This is a genomic window from Moritella viscosa, assembly GCF_900120065.1.
Taxonomy (GTDB): Bacteria; Pseudomonadota; Gammaproteobacteria; order Enterobacterales; family Moritellaceae; genus Moritella; species Moritella viscosa.
The window spans coordinates 20,554-43,409 of record NZ_FPLG01000096.1 but is presented as its reverse complement, the minus strand read 5'-3'; the positions used below and the strand labels follow the sequence as shown (position 1 = coordinate 43,409).

17 protein-coding genes and 8 tRNA genes are annotated in these 22,856 nt (G+C 40.7%); 15 read left to right on the top strand and 10 right to left on the bottom strand.

The window, feature by feature from the left end:
• Positions 1-44 precede the first annotated feature (44 nt).
• Both BT797_RS14045 and rarD read left to right on the top strand, forming a co-directional pair.
• A complete protein-coding gene (locus BT797_RS14045; RefSeq protein ID WP_045108564.1) occupies positions 45-539 on the top strand; it encodes a thioesterase family protein in 495 nt (164 codons plus the stop codon).
• A gap of 96 nt (positions 540-635) precedes the next feature.
• Positions 636-1,541: an EamA family transporter RarD gene (gene rarD, locus BT797_RS14040; RefSeq protein WP_075472477.1), complete on the top strand. Its 906-nt coding sequence runs from the start codon at positions 636-638 to the stop codon at positions 1,539-1,541.
• A 40-nt stretch (positions 1,542-1,581) separates the two neighbouring features.
• Here the strand turns inward: rarD and BT797_RS14035 are convergent, their stop codons facing one another.
• The 8 genes from BT797_RS14035 to lptM all read right to left on the bottom strand — a co-directional run bounded on the left by BT797_RS14035 (position 1,582) and on the right by lptM (position 9,359).
• The gene (locus BT797_RS14035) at positions 1,582-2,226 is read right to left on the bottom strand and encodes a chromophore lyase CpcT/CpeT (RefSeq protein ID WP_244534197.1); all 645 of its coding nucleotides are present in this window, start codon (positions 2,224-2,226) and stop codon (positions 1,582-1,584) included.
• Positions 2,227-2,336: 110 nt separating this feature from the next.
• Positions 2,337-4,505, bottom strand: coding sequence for a DNA helicase II (uvrD, locus tag BT797_RS14030; protein ID WP_045108561.1), 2,169 nt, complete (start codon positions 4,503-4,505; stop codon positions 2,337-2,339).
• A 46-nt stretch (positions 4,506-4,551) separates the two neighbouring features.
• The gene (gene yigB / locus BT797_RS14025; RefSeq protein ID WP_045108560.1) at positions 4,552-5,268 is read right to left on the bottom strand and encodes a 5-amino-6-(5-phospho-D-ribitylamino)uracil phosphatase YigB; all 717 of its coding nucleotides are present in this window, start codon (positions 5,266-5,268) and stop codon (positions 4,552-4,554) included.
• Entirely contained in the window at positions 5,268-6,251 is a 984-nt protein-coding gene (gene xerC / locus BT797_RS14020; RefSeq protein WP_045108559.1) for a tyrosine recombinase XerC, read from the bottom strand. Before xerC ends, yigB begins: the two co-directional genes overlap by 1 nt.
• A complete protein-coding gene (locus tag BT797_RS14015; protein WP_075472475.1) occupies positions 6,232-6,954 on the bottom strand; it encodes a DUF484 family protein in 723 nt (240 codons plus the stop codon). Before BT797_RS14015 ends, xerC begins: the two co-directional genes overlap by 20 nt.
• On the bottom strand, positions 6,951-7,781 hold the full coding sequence (dapF, locus tag BT797_RS14010; protein ID WP_075472473.1) for a diaminopimelate epimerase: 831 nt from the start codon (positions 7,779-7,781) through the stop codon (positions 6,951-6,953). Before dapF ends, BT797_RS14015 begins: the two co-directional genes overlap by 4 nt.
• Before the next feature lie 40 nt (positions 7,782-7,821).
• Positions 7,822-9,078, bottom strand: coding sequence for a diaminopimelate decarboxylase (gene lysA / locus BT797_RS14005; protein WP_075472471.1), 1,257 nt, complete (start codon positions 9,076-9,078; stop codon positions 7,822-7,824).
• 68 nt (positions 9,079-9,146) lie between these two features.
• Positions 9,147-9,359: an LPS translocon maturation chaperone LptM gene (gene lptM / locus BT797_RS14000; protein ID WP_045108555.1), complete on the bottom strand. Its 213-nt coding sequence runs from the start codon at positions 9,357-9,359 to the stop codon at positions 9,147-9,149.
• A gap of 78 nt (positions 9,360-9,437) precedes the next feature.
• Here lptM and cyaY point away from each other — a divergent pair, with 78 nt between their 5' ends.
• Positions 9,438-9,749, top strand: coding sequence for an iron donor protein CyaY (gene cyaY, locus BT797_RS13995; protein ID WP_045108554.1), 312 nt, complete (start codon positions 9,438-9,440; stop codon positions 9,747-9,749).
• Positions 9,750-10,399: 650 nt separating this feature from the next.
• Here cyaY and BT797_RS13990 read toward each other — a convergent pair.
• Both BT797_RS13990 and BT797_RS13985 read right to left on the bottom strand, forming a co-directional pair.
• A complete protein-coding gene (locus BT797_RS13990) occupies positions 10,400-11,041 on the bottom strand; it encodes a Qnr family pentapeptide repeat protein (protein ID WP_075472489.1) in 642 nt (213 codons plus the stop codon).
• 943 nt (positions 11,042-11,984) lie between these two features.
• Entirely contained in the window at positions 11,985-14,471 is a 2,487-nt protein-coding gene (locus BT797_RS13985) for a class I adenylate cyclase (RefSeq protein WP_075472469.1), read from the bottom strand.
• 408 nt (positions 14,472-14,879) lie between these two features.
• On the opposite strand from BT797_RS13985, the gene BT797_RS13980 reads away from it, so the two are divergent.
• The 12 genes from BT797_RS13980 to BT797_RS13920 all read left to right on the top strand — a co-directional run bounded on the left by BT797_RS13980 (position 14,880) and on the right by BT797_RS13920 (position 22,825).
• Positions 14,880-14,955: transfer RNA gene (locus BT797_RS13980), tRNA-Val, on the top strand.
• 65 nt (positions 14,956-15,020) lie between these two features.
• Positions 15,021-15,096 (top strand) — tRNA-Lys (locus BT797_RS13975).
• Positions 15,097-15,135: 39 nt separating this feature from the next.
• Positions 15,136-15,212 (top strand) — tRNA-Met (locus BT797_RS13970).
• A 40-nt stretch (positions 15,213-15,252) separates the two neighbouring features.
• A tRNA-Val gene (locus tag BT797_RS13965) sits at positions 15,253-15,328 on the top strand.
• A 71-nt stretch (positions 15,329-15,399) separates the two neighbouring features.
• Positions 15,400-15,475 (top strand) — tRNA-Lys (locus BT797_RS13960).
• A gap of 48 nt (positions 15,476-15,523) precedes the next feature.
• Positions 15,524-15,600: transfer RNA gene (locus BT797_RS13955), tRNA-Met, on the top strand.
• A gap of 39 nt (positions 15,601-15,639) precedes the next feature.
• Positions 15,640-15,715, top strand: a tRNA-Val gene (locus BT797_RS13950).
• 51 nt (positions 15,716-15,766) lie between these two features.
• A tRNA-Lys gene (locus tag BT797_RS13945) sits at positions 15,767-15,842 on the top strand.
• 560 nt (positions 15,843-16,402) lie between these two features.
• Positions 16,403-17,659, top strand: coding sequence for a TolC family protein (locus BT797_RS13935; RefSeq protein WP_075472466.1), 1,257 nt, complete (start codon positions 16,403-16,405; stop codon positions 17,657-17,659).
• An 8-nt stretch (positions 17,660-17,667) separates the two neighbouring features.
• On the top strand, positions 17,668-19,170 hold the full coding sequence (locus tag BT797_RS13930) for an efflux RND transporter periplasmic adaptor subunit (protein ID WP_075472464.1): 1,503 nt from the start codon (positions 17,668-17,670) through the stop codon (positions 19,168-19,170).
• Positions 19,170-22,316, top strand: coding sequence for an efflux RND transporter permease subunit (locus tag BT797_RS13925; protein WP_075472462.1), 3,147 nt, complete (start codon positions 19,170-19,172; stop codon positions 22,314-22,316). Before BT797_RS13930 ends, BT797_RS13925 begins: the two co-directional genes overlap by 1 nt.
• 26 nt (positions 22,317-22,342) lie before the next feature.
• The gene (locus tag BT797_RS13920; protein WP_075472460.1) at positions 22,343-22,825 is read left to right on the top strand and encodes a copper resistance protein CopA; all 483 of its coding nucleotides are present in this window, start codon (positions 22,343-22,345) and stop codon (positions 22,823-22,825) included.
• Positions 22,826-22,856: the final 31 nt, after the last annotated feature.

The following is a 22,856-nucleotide window of genomic DNA, read 5'->3' as shown; positions in this document are numbered from 1 at the left end:
TTAAAACCCTCTATTTAATAGCACATACAGTTTAAGCAGGACGCATGCAAACAATGACAGAGCAAGATGTAATTGATCAAGAACTCACTGAACAGCAAATGTTGGATTTCATCAGTGATATGTTTATGAACCAAATGCCATTTAACGATCTACTCGGCATGCGTATCACCAACTACACCACTGACAGTATAGAATTACGCATCAACATGGATGATAAATTGATTGGTAATCCTATCCGGAAAATACTCCATGGCGGTGTAACGGCCAGTTTGCTTGATGTCGCTGGCGGTATGCTAGTGGCAGCTGCTGCTATTCCCTACATGGAAACAAAAAGTACCGCTAACTTTCATAAAAATCTAAAATCACTCGGTACGATAGACTTGCGAGTCGACTATTTACGTCCTGGTTGGGGAGATGAATTTACCGCCACAGCACACGTAATTCGCTCAGGTAATAAAGTCGCAGTTACACGTATGGAACTACACAATCAAGAAGGGATCCACATTGCTTTTGGTACCGGTACTTATTTAGTCGGATAACCAACAATAAAGATTATTAATATCACTACCCCTGTTTATCCATCATTGTTATGCTAACCAATCTATCTACACCTATAAAAACCACTGGTATAAGTAATGACAACCAACAATGAGACTAAGCAAGGAGTGATATTCGCAATCCTTGCTTACGTAATGTGGGGCATGGCTCCCCTCTACTTTAAGCAGTTAAACCAAGTACCCGCGTATGAAATATTAGCCCATCGCGCGGTATGGTCTTGTATTTTAATTGCGGTGTTACTGAGCCTCTTTAAATTATGGCCAATGGTAAAGTCGGTATTATCCGTCCCTAAAAATGTGTTATTACTGATCTGCACATCATTATTAATCAGTGTTAACTGGTTAACCTACATTTGGGCGGTAAATAATGATCATTTACTCGATGCCAGTTTAGGTTACTTTATTAACCCGATTATTAACGTTTTTCTTGGCATGGTATTTTTGTCGGAAAAATTACGTAAATTACAGTGGGTTGCTATTTTACTTGCGGTAATAGGGATCTTAATTCAAGTTATCACGCTAGGATATCTGCCTTGGGTTGCCTTGGTCTTAAGTTGTACTTTTGGTTTCTATGGATTACTGCGTAAAAAATTACGCCTCAATGCGTTAGTTGGTCTGTTAATTGAAACCATTATTATGCTACCTATCGCGGCCACTTATTTATTTATCTTCGCGGACTCTGCAACATCGGATTTAAGTGCCAACAGTATGCACCTGAATTTACTGTTACTCAGTGCCGCCTTTATCACCACAATACCACTACTCTGCTTTAATCATGCAGCGGTACGCTTACCTTTATCAACGCTAGGTTTTTTCCAATACATAGGTCCAACATTAATCTTTATTCTTGGTGTCACGCTCTATGATGAAGTCGTTAATACCGAAACACTGCTGACGTTTGTGTTTATTTGGATTGGATTAGTCGTGTTTAGCATCGATGGTTTTAAAAATAACCGTCATCAACGTGCGCGATTAAAATCTTAGTGCATTTCGCGATACATATAAAATAAGCACCCTTAGGTGCTTATTTTGCGTATTTACTCACGTCATAATCTTCAATCTTTAAAAAAGTAATGGGTATATCAAGTAGACCCGGTACTAATTTTCCCAGCTCATCATAACTGCCATCTAAAAATGAAATATTCACTTCTGAGACAGCAAAAAATGTCGTCATTAATGATGTGCTCGTTCGATGAGTAATACAAGAATCAGGAGCCGTTTCACCAACAAAGGTATTTGTTACCTTCAACTCAATCAGTAATTCACAGTTATTACTAATACTGAGTTGAGATTGAGTCAAACTCGTTAACAATTGTGGCGTATAATAAGCGCCTGCGAAGTCAGAGGCACGTGGAATTGAATAACTGTATAAACGGATCAAGCCATTTGGTGTGGCGACTAATTGTATAATACGCTGACGAAATGGTTTATTTGAAGAGTGAGTAATACGACTCTCCATATATAGCCATTCACCGTCAACACGGTCTTGCCAAATAGGAGAGATATTTAGATCGATGTTAACTTCACGTCCTTGAATCACATCATTGGTCGATCTATGCATGCCAGATAGCCATTGCTTTAATAACGCCGTATGTTCAGATTTAAAAACAGCAGAATAAGCAAATGAACTGAATAAGCACATTAGCGCGACGATAAATCGTAATATCAAAATAACTCCCTGTAACCGCATGGGTAGCGCTAACATCCAAGTTAGCGTTCAGTATGCAGTGATACTATCCTAAAAAATCGCGCAACTATACTATAAAAAGTTGAATGTGACTATAGAGCCTGCAATCTAGCGTAAGATACTACCAACCATTTACTCCCTAGTTGATCAAACTCAATTTGAATACGACATTGCGGACCACTGCCTTCATAGTTCATCACAATACCTTCACCAAATTTAGCATGTAGTACACGTTGACCTAACTGATAGCCAGTTGACTCAAATGACATTTTTTCAGAACCCGCACTAAAGCGCCCAAACTGAGTTGGTTGGCGAATTTGAGTTTTTAAACGAATCTCTTCAATATACTTTTCGGGTACTTCTCGAATGAAACGAGACGGACGGTGATTCATCTCTTTACCGTATAAGCGACGCGACTCCGCATAACTGATATATAGCTTCTTCATCGCGCGGGTAATACCCACATAACAAAGACGGCGCTCTTCTTCCATACGCCCTGCTTCTTCTGTCGATTGCTGACTTGGGAACATACCTTCTTCGACACCAACCATGAATACCACTGGGAATTCTAAACCTTTAGCCGAGTGTAACGTCATCAACTGCACAGCATCTTCAAACTCATCAGCTTGCCCCTCTGCAGACTCTAATACTGCAAAAGCTAAAAAGGCAGATAACTCAGTCATTTCTTCACTATCATCGGGGATCTGAAAACCACGGGCAGCAGAAACCAGCTCCTCTAAGTTTTCAATACGTGACTGCGCTTTTTCACCTTTTTCAAGCTGATACATGGATTTCAGCCCTGAGTATAAAACCACATGATCAATTTGTTCATGCAGGGCAAGTTCGGCAACATCGTTATCCAACTGCGAAATCAGCTCAACAAACTTACGGATCGAACTCGCCGCACGGCCAGCGATCAAATTGTTATCAAGTAAATAGATCGCAGCTTGCCATAATGTTGAGCCTTGCTCACGGCTAGCATCACGTAATAGTGATAAGGCACGATCACCAATACCACGCGTTGGCTTATTAACAATACGCTCAAATGCAGCGTCATCATCACGGTTATTCTTCAAACGCATATACGCCATCGCATCTTTAATTTCAAGACGATCAAAGAAGCGTAACCCGCCATAGATACGGTAAGCGAGTTGCTCTTGCAGTAATGCATCCTCGAGCACACGAGACTGAGCATTACTGCGGTATAAGATCGCGCAGTCACTGAGTGATCCACCTTGATCTTGCCACTCTTTAATTCGGCTGACGACAAAGCGCGCTTCATCGACTTCATTAAATGCTGCATACAATGAGATCGGTTCGCCTTCGTTATCTTCAGTCCATAACTCTTTACCCATACGCTCACTGTTATTAACAATGAGTGCATTGGCAGCATTCAAAATATTACTGCTCGAACGGTAGTTTTGTTCAAGCTTAATGGTTTTAGAACCCGTAAAGTCGGTTAAGAACCGTTGAATATTTGCGACCTGCGCACCACGCCAGCCATAAATAGACTGATCATCATCACCCACGATCATCAAATTACCGCGATCGCCTGTCAACATGCGTAACCACGCATATTGGATATTATTGGTATCTTGGAATTCGTCCACTAAGATATTAGAAAAACGATCTTGGTAATGGGCTAAAATATGTGGTTTGTGTAACCAAAGTTCGTGCGATCGTAATAACAACTCACCAAAATCGACTAAGCCAGCACGATCACAAGATTCTTGATAAGCTTGATAAATCTTGATCCAGGTACGCTCAATCGGATCATACGCTTGTAAATGTTCAGGACGCAAACCTTCATCTTTCTTACCGCCGATATACCACATCGCTTGTTTTGCCGGCCACTGCTTCTCATCAAGATTCATGGCTTTGATCAAACGCTTCAATAATCGCAGTTGATCATCACTGTCAATAATTTGGAATTCAGCTGGTAAACCGGCATCTAAATGGTGGGCGCGTAATAGACGATGCGCGATACCATGAAAAGTACCAATCCACATGCCTTGCTGGCGGCCTTCTAATAACTTATCAACACGGCCACGCATTTCTGCTGCGGCTTTATTGGTAAATGTCACCGCTAATAAAGAATAAGGCGAGCACTCCTCCACCTGCATTAACCAAGCTAAGCGATGTACCAATACTCTGGTTTTACCACTGCCAGCACCCGCTAAAATCAGCATACTCGATTGTGGTGCCGCAACAGCATCACGCTGTTTATCGTTGAGGCCGTCCAGTAAGAGAGATACATCCATAATTTAGTCACCTTAGACTGTATATTTAATCAGTAGAATAGAGGGATTATAACAGGCTTGTTAATTCATCCAAGTGCGTTATTTCAATATCAGGTAAATGACTGGCTTTATTACTCGTCATAAGCGATTGTTGTTGGTCATTAAACCACGCAGACATGAAGCCATTGGTGACCGCTCCTGCCACATCAGATTTAAGGTGATCGCCAACATGCAAAATATGTTGTGGTGGTAAAGCTAATCTCTCTGCAGCCAATGAAAATAAATCAGGGTACGGTTTCATTCTCAGCCCATTACCCGGTTTTATCACCGCCGTAAAAAATGGCGTTAAACCAATTTTATCGGTATCAACATTACCATTAGTGATCGCAATTAACGGCATTTTACTGGCAAGTGTTGCTAATACCGTAAAGGTTTGTTCCGGCACTTTAAAATCGCTACGTACCGCCAGTACTTGTTCAAAAATAGTATACGCGACAGATTCAGCCTCTTGCTCACTATAGCCATGGCGTAAAAATAATGTCATTAAACAGGCAATCCGGATCCCACTGACATCGTGTATCAAATGGGGTTGTTGATGAAGAACATGACGCTTTAACTGTAACCAAGCATTATCATCTAAATGGCTAATGTGTGGATATTGACTGCGTAAATGCATGTGCATCCAAGCTTCGGCGCGACGCACGACTGGATAGTTATCATATAAGGTATCGTCAAGATCGAAGCTCATGGCCTTAATCTGTTGTAATCGTCGATAGAATTTCATCAGTCTTCTCTTTTCTTTTTCGCACGAGGATGAGCGGCATCATATACTTTGGCCAGATGTTGAAAGTCCAAACTGGTATAAATTTGTGTGGTACTGATATTAGCATGCCCTAACAGTTCCTGTACCGCACGCAAGTCACCACTCGATTCCAACATATGCGTAGCAAAGGAATGCCGTAATTTATGTGGGTGAACATGGCTAGTCAATGTTTGTTGCTGCCCCCACTTGGCCATCCGGCTTTGTACACTGCGGTGAGATATACGACGTCGTAATTGACTGACAAATAACGCAGGTTGCGTGTTGTCAGCATATTCACCACGCACAGCTAGCCAGGCTTGTAACGCGGTGATCGCGATACTACCAATCGGTAACTGGCGCTGTTTATTGCCTTTACCAATCACCCGCATGGTTTTTTCACGCAACTTAACATCTGTTAAATCCAAATTAACCAGTTCGTCTAACCGCAAACCCGCTGAGTACATTAACTCCATCATGGCTTTATCACGCAACACTAAAAACGGGTCGTCAGCGTCTTCAGTATTAGACACGGCTAATAATTGATTAATTTCATCAACATCGAGGTTCTTAGGCAAAGGTTTATGTTGGCGTGGTGCCGATACCCCTTTCGCAGGGTTGGCAGTGAGATCACCTTGCATTACCAGGTAATCACAGAAACTGCGTAATGCAGATAATTTTGTTGCTAGACTGCGAGGCGATAAACCTAGCTTATGATTTAAGGTCGCTAACTTACGCACCTGGGCAGCATCAAGCCCACGCCATTCAGTGATAGGTAACGTCAGCATTTGCTCGGCGAATAAGGTCAGGTGACGGCGATAATTACGGGCTGTGTGTAGGCTTAATTGCCGTTCACTGGTGATATAACGTAAAAAACGTTCGATAGGTTTAAGTAATTGTACAGGTAGATCACATTGTGCAGGTAGCTCACTACCTACACCTGTATTATTATTTGATGGAGTTGTCACGTGAAGGCATCAGTTGCGGTAACAGGGTAGAGATAATGCGACAAAGCTGACCTAACAGCAAGTTATCCATGCCCGCCTGATAATGATCGGCATTGGCACTACCAATAGCGAGCAAACCGTATTCACCCCGTTCACCTAACGCCATTAATGCCACTGAATTAACCAAGGCATCTTGACCAAACAGTAATGCTTTATCCACGCCAGCGACAGGACCAAAGTAATGATCACCGCCAGCAAATTGTTTCTGACGAATACGCACTAACTGTCCAGCGGAAATGGCTAACGGTAAATATTGTGATTTAAGGTGAAAATAAGCTTCATTTAAATGTAAATTTACAGCCGCTAGTGGTAATTGAGATTGGATCTGAGTGACCAAAATACGTTGCATTTGCATCACTGAAGTGCAATTAAACAAGGCAGTATAAATATCGGCATAGATACGAAATAATTTATCGTTGTCAGCGGCAATGGCCACTAACAGCTGTAACTGTTGCTCTAAATCGGCAATGCGTTGTCGCTGTCGTTCTAACCGTAATGTCACTAAAGACACACTACCTTGAGCGCCATGAGAAATAGGTAAGGAATCGACTAAGTCATTATTACGCACGAAAAAATCCGGTTCTGCCTGTAAAAAAGCAATCACATCTTGCTCTGAGATAACGGGCGTTTCCGCGTTCAACATCAAAGGTTCAACGTCGATCATATATTAATCTGTCCATCATAAACATGTGTAGCAGGACCAGTCATAAATACCGGTGTACCGGGACCTCGCCATGCAATTTGCAATTTACCTCCTGGCAGCTCAATACACACATCTTGGCCGAGTTTTCCTTGTAATTGGCCAATAACAGCCGCCGCACAGGCACCTGTACCACAAGCTCGTGTTTCACCAACACCACGTTCATAAACCCGTAATTTGGCGTGGTCAGGTGATAATACCTGCATGAACCCCGCATTTACACGGTTAGGAAAACGTTCATGATGTGCGATCGCATGACCGAGATCGGCCAATGGTGCAGTCTCAATATCATCCACTAATGTCACGCAGTGCGGGTTACCCATCGACACAGCGCCACAAAACACAGTGCTGTCTAACGCACGTAAAATATAAGTTTTTTCTTGCTTGGTAGCACGGAACGGAATTTTATCCGGGGCTAATTCAGGTACACCCATATTTACCGTGATCTGACCATCGTATTCGACCTGTAAAGAAATTTTACCTGCACTCGTACTGACCGCGATCTTGCTCTTGTTCGTTAACCCTTTATGACGTACAAAACTGGCAAAACAGCGAGCGCCATTACCACACTGTTCCACTTCGCTACCGTCAGAATTAAAAATACGATAATGAAAATCAAGATCAGGATCATAAGGCGCTTCAACCACTAAAAGTTGATCAAAGCCAATACCGGTATTTCTATCCGCCAAACGACGGATATTATCATTATTAAAAAATACATTTTGAGTAACACAGTCAACGACCATGAAATCATTACCCAGACCGTGCATCTTTGAAAACTGTATAAACATATGAACCTGTAACCCTCTATTTCATTCAGTCGGTAAAATACTATTCAGCTGGTAAAATCGCTTCGTCTTTCCAGATCTCTGCAAGTTCTTCTCGACGACGAATTAAATGTGCAACATCACCGTCAACCATAACTTCTGCAGGTCGACTACGAGAATTATAATTAGAACTCATAGTTGATCCATAAGCGCCAGCAGAACGAACAACAATATAATCATCCATTGCGATAGTTAAATCACGGCCCTTACCTAAGAAATCACCGGTCTCACAAATAGGACCAACAACATCATAGTTTAAACATTCACGCTCTAATGATTTATTCACTGGCGCAATAGCTTGCCACGCACTATATAACGCAGGACGAATAAGATCGTTCATGGCTGCATCAACGATAGCAAAGTTTTTATGTTCCGTAAGTTTAATATACTCAACTTTGCTCACTAAAATACCAGCATTAGCCATGATGGCACGACCCGGTTCAAAAATAAGTGACAGTTTGCGCCCTGCTAATTTATCTTTTAATGCCTGCGCATATTCGGCAGGTTGTGGGGGAGTTTCGCCATCATAAGGGACGCCTAAGCCACCACCAACATCAAGATGTTCCAGTACAATACCTAGAGAAGATAATTTATCAATCAACAGCAGAAGCTTATCAACAGCATCTAAAAAAGGTGACAACTCTGTTAATTGTGAACCAATATGGCAATCAACGCCTTTTAATTTAATACCCGGCATTTTACTCGCAGCTTGATAAACGCCTTCAGCTAAATCAATATCGATACCAAATTTATTTTCTTTTAAACCGGTAGAAATATAAGGATGAGTACCCGCATCAATATTAGGATTCACTCGAATAGATATAGGTGCCTGTATTCCACGGCCCACGGCAACGTCATTAATACGTTCCAACTCAGCCGTCGATTCGACATTAAAACAATGAATATGATGATCGAGTGCTAAATTAATTTCAGCTATAGTTTTACCAACACCAGAGAACACAACTTTACTTGGATCACCACCGGCCGCAATCACACGTAATAGCTCGCCACCAGATACGATATCAAAACCCGAACCCAAGCGTGCCAACACATTTAATACTGCAATATTTGAATTAGCTTTTACGGCATAACAAACCAAATGCGGATGCACACCAGCAGCATCATTAAATGCATGCCAATGACGTTCAATTGTAGCTCTGCTGTATACGTACGTCGGTGTACCAAATTTGTCTGCTACGTCTGCAACGGCACATTGCTCCGCAAATAACTGACCATCATCCTGATAATTAAAGTAATCCAATGCTCTATTCCTTTTCTTTTAATTCGTAAACTAATTCATTCATTGCACATCATGTGACAATGTTATGTTTATTCTGCTTCGCTACTTAGCGTCTTGCCAGTTGCGTCATCACTACCTACACTTTCTGTAACTGGTGTTGCTACCTGAACTTGTTTTGCTTTTTCGACATCGGGTCCCGTACCAGGTGCATATAACGGACCTGAAATACCACAACCACTGAGTAAACTAGCGCTAAACATAAAGGCTAATGTAATAAATGTTGTTTTTCTTACTTGGCTCATAACCGACTCAATGATAAATTAATTCTATATGCCTTATAATCGCACTGACAAAATTAAAAGCAATAGGATTAATAAAAAATGACTGATTCAGAATTCCACCAACAGGTTGATGAACTATTAATAAGCTTTGAAGAAATCATTGATAACAGTGATGTTGAACTCGATTATGAAAACAGCAACAGTATTCTGACTTTATACTGTCGTGATGGTTCGCAAATTATTATGAACAAACAAGCGCCATTACACCAGTTATGGGTAGCAACCAAAGCGAATGGCCATCACTTTGCATTTATCAATGATGCATGGATTGATAACCGCACCCAACAAGAATTATCACAGGTATTAACCGAAGCAGTTAAAAATCAAGGCGGTGAAAACGTTAGTTTCTAACGTGAAGTGATAGGCTTTGTTTATATAAAATCTAAATTTTAGACAAAGAAAAGGGCTACACTAGTAACTAGTGCAGCCCTTTTACGTTGTCGTAATAGCTCATATCCTTGAACTGATTGTGCTCCCTGCACTTAGACATTTACCTAATCCATTAGGTGATTTACTTTTCCCCAATCCTTTGAGTTGTTCCTTTGGCAATCCTAGCCTAACAAGTCATCCTAACCTGCTTCTCATCTCCATCCTGGAGGTGTCCTTTATTCACTCTAAATCCGTGAGTGCTATCCTTGCCATCCACCACATCCTTGCGGTTTCATGTAGAGTGCCAAGTCATCATCCTGATGAACTTCCTGCGTCTCTGGAAACAAATATAACAAATCTAAAAGCAATAAATAATGATAAAAAACAAATTTAATTAGTGTCTAAATACTAACTTTTCAGTATAAAACGCTACAAATACCGTGAGAATAGGCTTTAAGCATTATAGTCAAATAAATAAATACACGCAGGTCCTAGGATAACTCCTGAATATAACGACTTTATCTATCGGCATAAATAGTCAATCTCTTACATTCGAAAACATCCTATAAACTCAACATTTTTACAATGTTAATAAACCACAGTTAAACTGTGATATTAATCACTCGGTCTTATTAATCACCATGAATAATTAATCCTAACGGTGCTAATAATTGTTCTTGCTGCCAACTGCAAATAGTGACACCGTGCAAATTAACCCGCCTTGCGTCCAACCCCGTTAAATCAACATGACTTAAATTACAGAGCTGTAAATTAAACTGAGGCCACATGTCTGCCGAAAATTCACCACGACTCAAATCAGAACCTTGTAAAGAAGCCCTCAATAAATTGCATCCCGTCCAGCGATTTTCATATAAATCACATTTTTCTATGCGTTGATCGGCAAGATTGGCGTAGCTCAAATTACATTGGGTTATATAAGCAGAACAAAAGAAGGTTTTAGCCGTAATATAATTGGCAAAGCTAGCACGACTAAAATCCACCCCTTTCAAATTACAACTACGAAACTCAATACCAAAACACTCTGCGCCAGTAAATTTAGTCATGCTTAAATCGCAGTTTTTAAAACTCGCACCTTTTAAATCAGCATAATCAAATCGGCAACCGGTAATATCTCCGCGTTCGATAAACTGACAATCAATAAACTCGGCATCACTTAATTGCGCATGATTGAAATCACAGCGAGTAAAGATCACAGATTCTAAGTCTTGATCAGCAAAATCTTCTTCAATAAATGTGTTATCGATAGTCTTCATCATCTTGTTCTCTTGCTCGAATTAGCATCAGGTTACTACCAATATACCAATCAGATCTAGCACTATCACAGTGTTAATTCCAAATAAAAACAGGTCGTTTAGATTGCCATTTTAAGCAGGGTAATTGAACCATAGAGATACAAATATGAATATAATTCATGCGCGGTAAAATACTGCTCTACTGTTAACAGAGGTCTAATAACGAGCTTTAATTGGCGGTGGTATTAAATAAGCAACAACGGGGAGTAATTGTATAATAAACAAGCAAAGTAAGCGTGTTGCGTAGTAAAGAAAAGAGACATAAAAATAAAACAGTAGATAAAGAAAAGGACGGCATAAATGCCGTCCTTAAAGTAGTCATGTAGTCCTATCCTTGAACTAATTTTGCTCCCTGCAAATTGACTGACCTAATTTCCTTTAGGTTTAACTCCCAATCCATCGGGTTTTTTGTTATTACCATCCTGGTACAATAAATCATTCCGATTTATTTCCTCTCCATCCTAGAGGTGTCCTTTAACTCAAATCCTTTGAGTGTCCATCGCATCTTCATCCTGAAGACTTTTCCTTGCGACCACATCCTGTGGTAAATCCTATTTCGATAATCCGTTATCAAGTCGGTAATCCTTACCAACTTCTTACTGCGTCCTTTCGAATACCTACTATAAAGTAATCCAATACCGCCGCAATACAGAAATTCCCTTTTTTTGAAAATAAATAGGAGATCTAAGTCACATTGAAAATTAATCAATATAAAATCAACACCTTAAAAACAACGACAACGTGTATCACATAGACTGAAACGATTATGCCCACGACAGTTGCTCTGCATATTCCCACACACAAAATGGTCAATATCTTACATACAAAAAACAAATAAAAAAATAAAATTTGCCGTTTTCGACAAATAGACTAAAAGATGAGGATAATTTATAAAAAAATAGAATTATTTAGAGGATACGTAAGGAATGACTTCTAATTCTTTATTTTCTGAATGAACGATGTCGTAAAATTGCGGTAAATTGAAATTGGCAAATGTACCTTCGTTACGTGATTCTTCTTGTGAATTAGTATAAAATCGATGAACACCTTTGATTAACTCATCTTTATTACCACTAAGATGCTGGTAAGTTTCCACGCGATTAGCTTCATCGACAATATAAACGTTAAAACCATTTTTATAGTTTTCAAAAAAGAACTGTACTAAACCTTCTGACGAATGAGATTCCACAGCTAAAGGCGTGCCTTCTGCCGTGGTGGTTTTATCAATACGTAGTGGCATTTGTTCTAGCTTACGCTCAGAGATATGGTTATACAGATCCAGTGATGTTTCAAGCTTACGAATAGACACACCACGACGCTCAAAATAAATACCAAAGCGGTCATCACTAATAGTCAGCATTTTAACAATCTGATCTTTATCGCGTTGTAGTCGAGTACTAATACAATCACGCACGAGACGTTCGAAACTATGACGAATCAAACCACGGAAATGTAAGCTATAGCAAAAGACTTTAATGGAATCTGGTTCTGTCGCATCTTGATGCATCTTACCCATGATTGTCGTTAATGCATCAACAATACGTTCTTGACCAGAAAAATGTAGCGTACGTACTTCATTCCACGAATTACGATAGATCAAATCAATACTACCGACTAAACAGGCTTTACAGTCACCAAATGAGAATACATCACTGGTATTAGTATCGAATTCAATAATTCGACCGCCCCAGTGATTAGTCGGATCGTATTCTAAATTTAGGAAAATAGATAAATCACGAATTTCACAAGGACGACTCAACGCCTGATTTGAGGCCGGTTTCGCTTGAATTGGGAATTTATTTTTAAGATCTTTACAGAATGAATTCAATACATCGCTGTTCATATCGGAATCTTGATTAAAAATTTCGACCTGAGTCTTATCAGTCATTAATCCATTAAAATAACTCCACGCCACCAACTTACTCAAATAGCCGTTATGTTCCAAAGGCTTACGACCAACAATCTGCATAGGCTCTAACGAAGAGTTATATAAATACCAACCCGAATTATTAAAACGACCATCAGGTACTTGGACGAAACTTAATTGTTTTTCGGACAAATCAGGTGAAATCTGTGGATTAATAAAAGTCACTTTACCCGGTAACGACTCGAATGCAGCATATAACTTACGCGACAAAATACCAATATCCGCAGGGTTAATAGATTCACTAATATTATTACGACGGGCGAAACCAATCAGATTACGGTAACCCTTCATCATCGCGTCAAGTAATTCAGGATGCGCTTCTTGAACTTGCTCAATCTTCCAATTATCACGATTATCTAGATGAGCAATACGGTCTGGATGCCAACCCCACTCTCGAATAACATCTGCAACAGAAGTGCGGTGCCATTCTGGACTGGCATGTTTCTCATTAGCGCAATTACCGCTGAACATTTTCAAATAAAAACAGCGACGTAGTAAATCTAAACGCGCAGTATCACCTATGTTTTCGAGATAAGCGGTTACTTTAACTAAAATCTGATAATAGGTATCGTGTGACAATTCCAAATGTTGTGAAGATGCCAATTGAAAATTTTCTTTCATTATTTGCGATAACAAATGGTTATTTGGGTATTCTGCCGAATAAGCTTCCATTAATAAAGTTTTCAATACCGCCTTATAAGGAGAGTCGATACCTTTATATAACTGCCAAAGTGCAGAACCAAAGTACTCTTCCGCTGGGATGCAAGGAAAACCACCTAAATCGACCCACTCGTTACGGTCAAGGACACCATCGGCAACCAGTTGATCAACATAATCATCATAATGATTATCAAATTCAACCGGTAAAATATGCCATAAACTTGGCTTACCCGCGATCCGTAAAGCGCTGCGATAAAATTCATCGAGTAATAAGAAATGTTGGGCACTGCCGCAACTCTCTTTCGTCATAACCGCATTATTTACTTTTCTAAACTTATCTTCAGCAATCAAGAAAAAGTTAACTTCAACATTAAGGGTTTCTGCCCACGCCGTAATTAATGTGCATTTTTGCTCTAAAAACTGCGCATCCTCATCACTCATAGCCGGATCATGACATACCCAAATATCTAAATCACTACGCCAATTTTGACCAATAGACCCCGTGCTCCCCATTGCATATAAGCTATATATAGGTGAACAAGTGGCACATTTATCATCATCTAGTGCTACATTTAATGAGGTTAAATAATCTTGTTGTTGCTCATCAGGAGTAAATAAACAGATACCCTGTGGAACTGGAGCATCAAGATAAACAGGGAGATTTGGGTGATTACAATGCAGTAAAAGAGGTAAAATAGCTGTCACTTCACGCCCGTTATCATCCATAATGGATAAGGCGCGATCAAGTCTAAGTTGATTGAACAACTTAGCTTTATGTTTCAGTTCAACAATTTTACTCTGCAAAATAAAACCTTAAATGAGAGAAACCATGCTTAAATTTTATTGATTTTTTACAATGAAATTTAGCCATTACAGCAGGCATAGAAGTGTGATGATGCTAACAGTTTTATAGATAATGGTAAACTTATAGCGCCAAAATAGTCACATTATTAATGTTGGAATTAGGGTGACCTCGTATTCACATTGCTGCCGCCTTTCGTTAATTAGCTTATTACTATTAGAAAATCAGCTGTAAACAAACTATTTGCGCGCACTTTATAGACAAAGCGCAGTAAAAAAGATCGGCTCGAAGCAGTTTAAATAAAATAATTAAATTAAGGGTTGCATAAACATTTAGAAGTGGATAATATCTGCCTCCTCGATTAGGGACGCTGCTTCAAAACAACGTTTCCAACATTAATCGAAAGTATGGGGTCCTTAGCTCAGTTGGGAGAGCATCGCCCTTACAAGGCGAGGGTCACTGGTTCAAGCCCAGTAGGACCCACCATATATTGAATCTGGTTATATCTTTTATAAGATAAGTAACGGGATTTATTATAAAGAAAGAATTTGGGGCTGTTAGCTCAGTTGGTAGAGCAGTTGACTTTTAATCAATTGGTCGAAGGTTCAAATCCTTCACAGCCCACCACTTTCTTTAGTTCTCTTATAAAGGAACACACAGCATTGTCGCGGGATGGAGCAGTTTGGTAGCTCGTCGGGCTCATAACCCGAAGGTCGTTGGTTCAAATCCGGCTCCCGCAACCAGTTATAACGATAGATACAACTATCGCTAAATAAATATCGTGGGTCCTTAGCTCAGTTGGGAGAGCATCGCCCTTACAAGGCGAGGGTCACTGGTTCAAGCCCAGTAGGACCCACCACTATTATTGTGGTGATGATGTCATAAGACATACACAACAAAATTTCTTTGTAAAAAGAAGCATAAAGTAAAGGGCTGTTAGCTCAGTTGGTAGAGCAGTTGACTTTTAATCAATTGGTCGAAGGTTCAAATCCTTCACAGCCCACCACTTTCTTACTGTTCTATCTATTAGATAAACAGTGAACAACAGCATTGTCGCGGGATGGAGCAGTTTGGTAGCTCGTCGGGCTCATAACCCGAAGGTCGTAGGTTCAAATCCTGCTCCCGCAACCAGTTTAAACGATAGACACAACTATCGCTAAAAAATAATGTGGGTCCTTAGCTCAGTTGGGAGAGCATCGCCCTTACAAGGCGAGGGTCACTGGTTCAAGCCCAGTAGGACCCACCACTATTGTGGTGTTATGTCATAAGACATAAACTATAAAAAGAAAGAATACGGGGGCTGTTAGCTCAGTTGGTAGAGCAGTTGACTTTTAATCAATTGGTCGAAGGTTCAAATCCTTCACAGCCCACCACTTTCTTACAAGAACAAATAAAAAAACCTCGTTTATCGAGGTTTTTTTATACCTAAAATTTACCTGCTAATATAATTATCTCAATACTTGACCTTCCCCTTAAGGTAAAGATTATGCTCTCTGCCATATTCATTATTTACCTTTTTGATGTGTCTTTTTCATGCGTATAGTGTTGTTGATTTTATTAATATTAATAAACACATTCTCATTACCGCTTCAGGCTATGAGCATGCGTACGATGCCAGCCAATATTTCTTGTGATATGCCAGACATGCCATGCAACTCTCAAAGCAGTATGAGTAAAATGCAGCATGATAATCCGCAGCTTCAACATTCAAAAAATCAATATAATGACGATGATTGCAGCGACTGTAATACGACCTGCGTATCATCATTTATTAATTATAATAATAAGCCGCTCTTAAACCCCCATAAACAAAGTAACTCACTACGTTACGAATTAACCCTACCTCTAAAACAACACCAAGATAGCCTCTATCGACCTCCTTTGATTAGCTGATTTTAATAACATTTAAAAATCAATCAATTAAGGAAGTATAATGCCATCAAAAATTTATTTGGGGCTATTCGCATTACTGACTATAAATGCCAATGCTCAACAATTAACGCTCGCGATTGCAGAAGACACAGCCCTACAACGCGATCCTTCAGCAATCTTATACAGTGCCCAACAAGCACGTTTAAAAGCACAAGGCATTAGCCAATCTCAGCTTGCAGACCCTATGATTAAATTCGGTTTATCCAATGTGCCTGTTGATAATTTCTCATTATCCGATGATCCAATGACCCAATTTAGTCTTGGTTTATCACAACAGTTTTCAGCGGGTGATACCCTGGAGTTAACAGCGAAAGGGTTCTCACTACAAACACAACAGAGCATACAATTCGCAGAAAATCGCCAATTAGAACTAAAACTACAGATCCGAGAATTATGGTTTGATATTAGCTTTGCCAAAATAGCCCAAACCATTCTCGCTAAAAATAAGCAATTATTTAGCCAGCATGTTACCAACCTCTACCGTCAATTTGAGCTAGGTTATCGTCAAAACCAAGATTTGATTAAAGCAGAATTAGAACTCGCCAAGTTTGATGACAAAATTGCCGCATTTGCGCAGCAAGAGCAAGCGCTGCGCGGGCAACTCGTCTCTTGGATTGGGCCTCAAGCGTTTGATGAATTTGATTCTCAGCTACCAACGTGGCCGCAAAGCCTTGAATATGCACAGCAAGCGAATCTAAAACACTATCGGTTACTGGCTGATCACCCACAGGTATTAGCCGCGCAACAAGCCATTGACGTAGCTCAAAATAATATAGCCACCGCTAATGAATCCTATAAACCAGCCTTTAAAGTTGATATTGGTTACGGTCATCGTGAAGCACTAGATATGGCGTCCGGATCCAGCCGTAGTGATTTAATCAGTGGTTCCATCACAATGAACATTCCTCTATTCACGAGTAACCGCCAAGATCAAGTAGTTATAGCGGCCGCTCAAGGTAGGGGGATTAAGCAAGCAGAAAAAGATCTATTACTGATTAAATTCAATGGCATATTAAATGGTGCTATCGCTAATTTCAGTAATACCCAAGCCAGAATGCAGCGCTACCAAGACACCCTTCTAGTGCAAGCTAAAGCCAATAGTGATGCCGCAATACAAGGTTATCAAGCCAATACCAATGATTTTGAACAAGTCATCAAAGCATTAATGGATGAACAAGCACTCACGCTTGAATATCAGCAATTGCACTTTCAAAATTTAAAAACCTTAGCTCGCATTCGTTATTTTCAAGCATTATAGAGGCCGATATGAAAACATTACTTACCAGCTCAATTACATTAGCATTGGGTCTTGCTGCAGGTACTTGGTTTAGTACACAAGCAACAACGAATACAACTAACGCAGAACCAGAGATCCTGTATTGGGTAGCCCCAATGGATGCTAATTACCGCCGCGATAACCCCGGTAAATCACCGATGGGGATGGATTTAGTCCCCATTTATGCTAAAAAATCACAAACAACAGCAACGCAAAACACCGCAGCCCAAGAGCCGCTGTACTGGGTTGCACCGATGGATGCCAATTACCGCCACGATAAACCGGGCCAATCACCGATGGGAATGGATTTAATCCCAGTATACAAAGATGCCTCAACGGAAAACGATGCAGGCTTAGTGACAATTTCATCACGTGTAGAAAATAATTTAGGCGTACGAACACAAATGGCACAACGTCGCCCTTTCATTACGCAAATTAATACCGTAGGCATGTTGGAGTTTAATCAAGATTCGTTATGGCAAATTAATAGTCGTGTGTCTGGTTGGATAGATAAACTCTACATCAATAATACAGGTGAGTACGTCACAAAAGGCCAACCACTATTAACCTTATATTCTCCAGAGCTAATTAAAGCACAAGAAGAGTTACTCAACACACTCCGTATCGGCAATAAAACCCTCATCACATCAGCAAAACATCGTTTATCCGCATTAGGCATTAACCAAACACAGATTAAGCAGCTCACGCGTGCTAAAAAAGTGATCCAAAATGTCACTATATCAGCCCCAGAATCCGGTTATATAACCAAACTTGCGATCCGTGAAGGCGCTTATATCACGCCTTCAGCGCAGATAATAGAAGCGGGACTATTAACAGAAATATGGTTACAAGCCGAAATTTTTGAATCTCAAGCAGGTCAAGTACAAGTTGGTGACAAGGCTAAAATGCAAGTAGATAGTTTCCCTGGAAAAACCTGGTTAGGTGAAGTTGATTATATATACCCGGAATTAAATGCAGCAACCCGCACGCTGAAAGTCAGAATAAAAATAGCCAATCCTGATGAGCAATTAAAACCAAACATGTTTGCAACGTTAACGCTTAGCAGCCAACAGCAGACCAAAGCAATCCAGGTGCCACGTGAAGCTATCATCCGCTCAGGTACCTTGGACCGTATCGTACTAGCAAAAGGTAACGGCCAATATCAATCAATCAAAATCACTTTAGGCAGAGAGTCTGCAGGTTATGTTGAGGTTTTAGCCGGGCTTAAAGATGGCGATAACGTGGTTACTAGTGCGCAATTCTTGTTGGACTCAGAATCAAGCTTAACCGCAGATTTCAGCCGTATTGGTCCGCCAACAACAAGTAACAAGAACAGTATAGCAATAGATCACAGTGCAATGGCGGATATGGATCATAGCTCGATGAATATGGACAGCATGGACAATAAGGCGATATCAAAAACAACCACACCCGCAGTTCAAGGTAAAGATGATTTAGCTTGGTTAGACTTTGATGACGCAGGAGAGCTGTAATGATCAAAAAAATAATTGAATGGTCGATACACAATCGTGTCATGGTATTACTGGCTACTTTGATCGTCCTTATCTACGGTAGTTTTGTGATCAAAAATACCCCGATTGATGCCATCCCAGATCTCTCTGATGTACAGGTTATCATTAAAACCAGTTATCCAGGGCAAGCACCACAAGTTGTTGAAGATCAAGTCACCTACCCACTGACGACGGCGATGTTATCGGTGCCTGGCGCCAAAACAGTGCGCGGTTACTCTTTCTTTGGTGACTCTTATGTTTACGTTATCTTTGATGATGGTACTGACATGTACTGGGCTCGCTCGCGTGTTTTAGAATATTTATCGCAAGTGACTCCGAATCTACCCAGCACTGCAAAACCAGCACTGGGGCCTGATGCAACGGGTGTGGGTTGGGTATATTCGTACGCACTAACCGATACCAGTGGTAATCACGATCTAAGCCAACTTCGCAGTATTCAAGATTGGTTTTTAAAATATGAATTACAGACCGTACCCGGAGTATCGGAAGTCGCGACTGTCGGCGGTATGGTTAAGCAATATCAGATCAGTGTAAACCCAGATAAGCTACGCAGTTACCAGATCCCATTATCATTAATCACTAACGCGATTAAACGGGGTAATCAGGAAGCGGGAGCAAGCGTCATCGAAATGGCTGAAGCCGAATACATGGTGCGTGCGAATGGTTACATCAGCTCAATCGATGACTTAAAAAACATCCCCTTAAAACTCAGTAATACAGGTACACCATTATTATTAGGTGATGTCGCTGATATAGTCCTAGGCCCACAAATGCGTCGTGGCGTTTCCGAACTAAACGGTGAAGGTGAAGTCGTTGGTGGCATTATTGTCATGCGTTACAGTGAAAATGCCCGTGAAGTTATTGCTTCAGTCAAAGACAAACTACAAACATTACAAGCTTCACTACCAGAAGGTGTTGAAATTGTTCCTACCTATGACCGTTCAACATTAATCGATAATGCAGTCGAAAATCTTTACCGAAAGTTATTAGAAGAATTCCTTGTCGTTATTGTGGTTTGCGCATTATTCCTATTTCATATTCGTAGCTCATTAGTCGTATTAGTCAGTTTACCCATAGGTATTCTTGTTGCCTTCATTGTGATGTCATGGCAAGGAATCAATGCCAATATCATGTCACTAGGTGGGATCGCGATAGCTATTGGCGCTATGGTCGATGGAGCTATTGTGATGGTCGAAAACGTCCATAAACATATTGAGAAAACGCCTTTAACAGATAAGAATCGTTGGCAGGTCATCAGTAAAGCGGCTGCAGAAGTCGGGCCAGCATTATTCTTTTCCTTACTGATCATTACTTTCAGCTTTGTCCCCGTATTCGTACTGGAAGGCCAAGAAGGTAAAATGTTTGCCCCGCTCGCCTTTACTAAAACTTATGCGATGGCGGCATCAGCTGGACTCGCAGTCACCTTAGTACCGATTTTAATGGGCTACTTTATTCGCGGTAAGGTTTTACCTGAACATAAAAACCCAATCAACCGCGGTTTAATCGCATTATACCGTCCGGTATTGGCATTCTCTCTCAAAGCACCAGTACTGCTACTTTGTATCGTTATTGGCCTTGTTGCTGTCGGTTTTTATCCCGTCAATAAGATCGGTAGTGAATTTATTCCACCGCTTGATGAAGGTGACCTCATGTATATGCCAACCACCTACCCCGGCATCAGCATAGGTAAAGCCAGAGAGTTATTACAGCAAACCAATAAGTTAATCAAAACAGTGCCTGAAGTAGAACGCGTATGGGGTAAAGCAGGTCGCGCCGAAACCGCCACTGATGCAGCACCATTAACCATGATTGAAACGTTCATCACTTTAAAACCAAAAGCGCAGTGGCGAGAAGGAGTTACCTCTGAGAGTTTACGTCAAGAACTTGATAGATTAGTCCAATTTCCAGGCTTAACCAACGCTTGGGTAATGCCAATCAAAACCCGTATTGATATGTTAGCCACTGGTATCAAAACGCCGATTGGTATCAAGATCGCGGGTGAAAAGCTCATCGAAATTGAAAAGATCGGTAAACAGATAGAAAAAATCTTACTTAACGTACCTGGTACCGCATCCGCTTATGCTGAACGTGTTGTGGGCGGACGTTATGTGAAAATTGATATCGAGCGTGAAAAAGCGGCGCGCTATGGACTGAATATTGCGGATGTACAAGAAGTCATATCTACAGCCGTAGGTGGCGTTAACGTCACTCAAACCATTGAAGGATTGGAACGTTACCCGGTAAATATTCGTTACCCTCAGTCTTATCGAGACAGTATTGAGCAAATGAAATTATTGCCGCTGATAACACCACTTGGTGCAAGAATCGCCTTAAGTGATGTCGCAAATATCTATGTCGAAGACGGTGCACCTATGATAAAAACCGAAAATTCACGCCCTAATGGTTGGATTTATGTGGATATCGAAGGCCGAGATCTCGGCTCTTATGTGGTTGATGCCCAAAAAGCGGTAGCCGAACAATTAGTATTACCCGCTGGATATTCAATTTCCTGGTCAGGACAATACGAATATATGCAACGTGCTAAAGACACCCTATCCGTGGTGATCCCAGCAACGCTCGCAATTATCGTTCTGTTACTGTATCTCGCCTTTAGACGTGTGGGCGAAGTATTGCTGATCCTCGGAACACTGCCATTAGCCATGATTGGTGGTATCTGGTTATTATATTTACTCAACTACAATTTCTCGATCGCCGTCGGGGTTGGTTTTATCGCCCTGGCTGGTGTCTCAGTCGAAATAGGCGTCATCATGCTCGTTTATTTAAACCAATCGTTAGCAAGCGTACAAGCTGCGGGTAACTTCACTAAAGCTAAATTACAGCAAGCAGTTATGGATGGCGCAGGCTTACGTGTCCGTCCAATTATGATGACAGTGGCAACCGTGATCATCGGTTTAATCCCAATTATGTATGGTGACGGCACTGGTTCACAGGTAATGCAACGCATTGCCGCACCTATGATTGGTGGCATGGCATCAGCGATCATTCTGACACTATTAGTATTACCTGCGTCTTTCTACTTGTGGAAATCAATCACCTTAAAATCCCATATGATTGATGATCAAGATGTAATAAGCCCGAATAAATAAAATAAATATATTAAGGAAGCAAAATAATGTTTAAGAAAATTACAATAGCAATTGCACTTAGCACCGCCATCAGTTCACCGGTTTTTGCCCACGGCGATGAGGATGGTCACTGTAAAGATACCCAACTAGGCAGTGTCATGTCAGAGATGAGTGATGATTTAAAAGCCTATGTCAGCGCCTTTAAACGTGGTGATCAAGCCGCAATGCAAGTGCAGCTAACAAAATTACTGGCAAACAGTGCTAAAGCTAAAGATGAAATACCATTAAAACTACAGCAAGACACTCCCCCAATGGAAGGTATGGACCACGGCAATATGACTAATATGAAAGGGATGAATCATAGTACGCATATGCAACATATGGCTTATCAGCAAGGTATGGAAAAATTAACGCACCTTTTTAACCAGTTGCAAAAGGCAACATCAAAAGGTGAAGTTAAAACAGCCCTTGGCAGTATTAAACAATACATCAAAAAAAGTCATAAAGTATTCCGCCTTAATTGTGACTAGTTAATCGTCATTAATTTATTAAGCTGCAGTA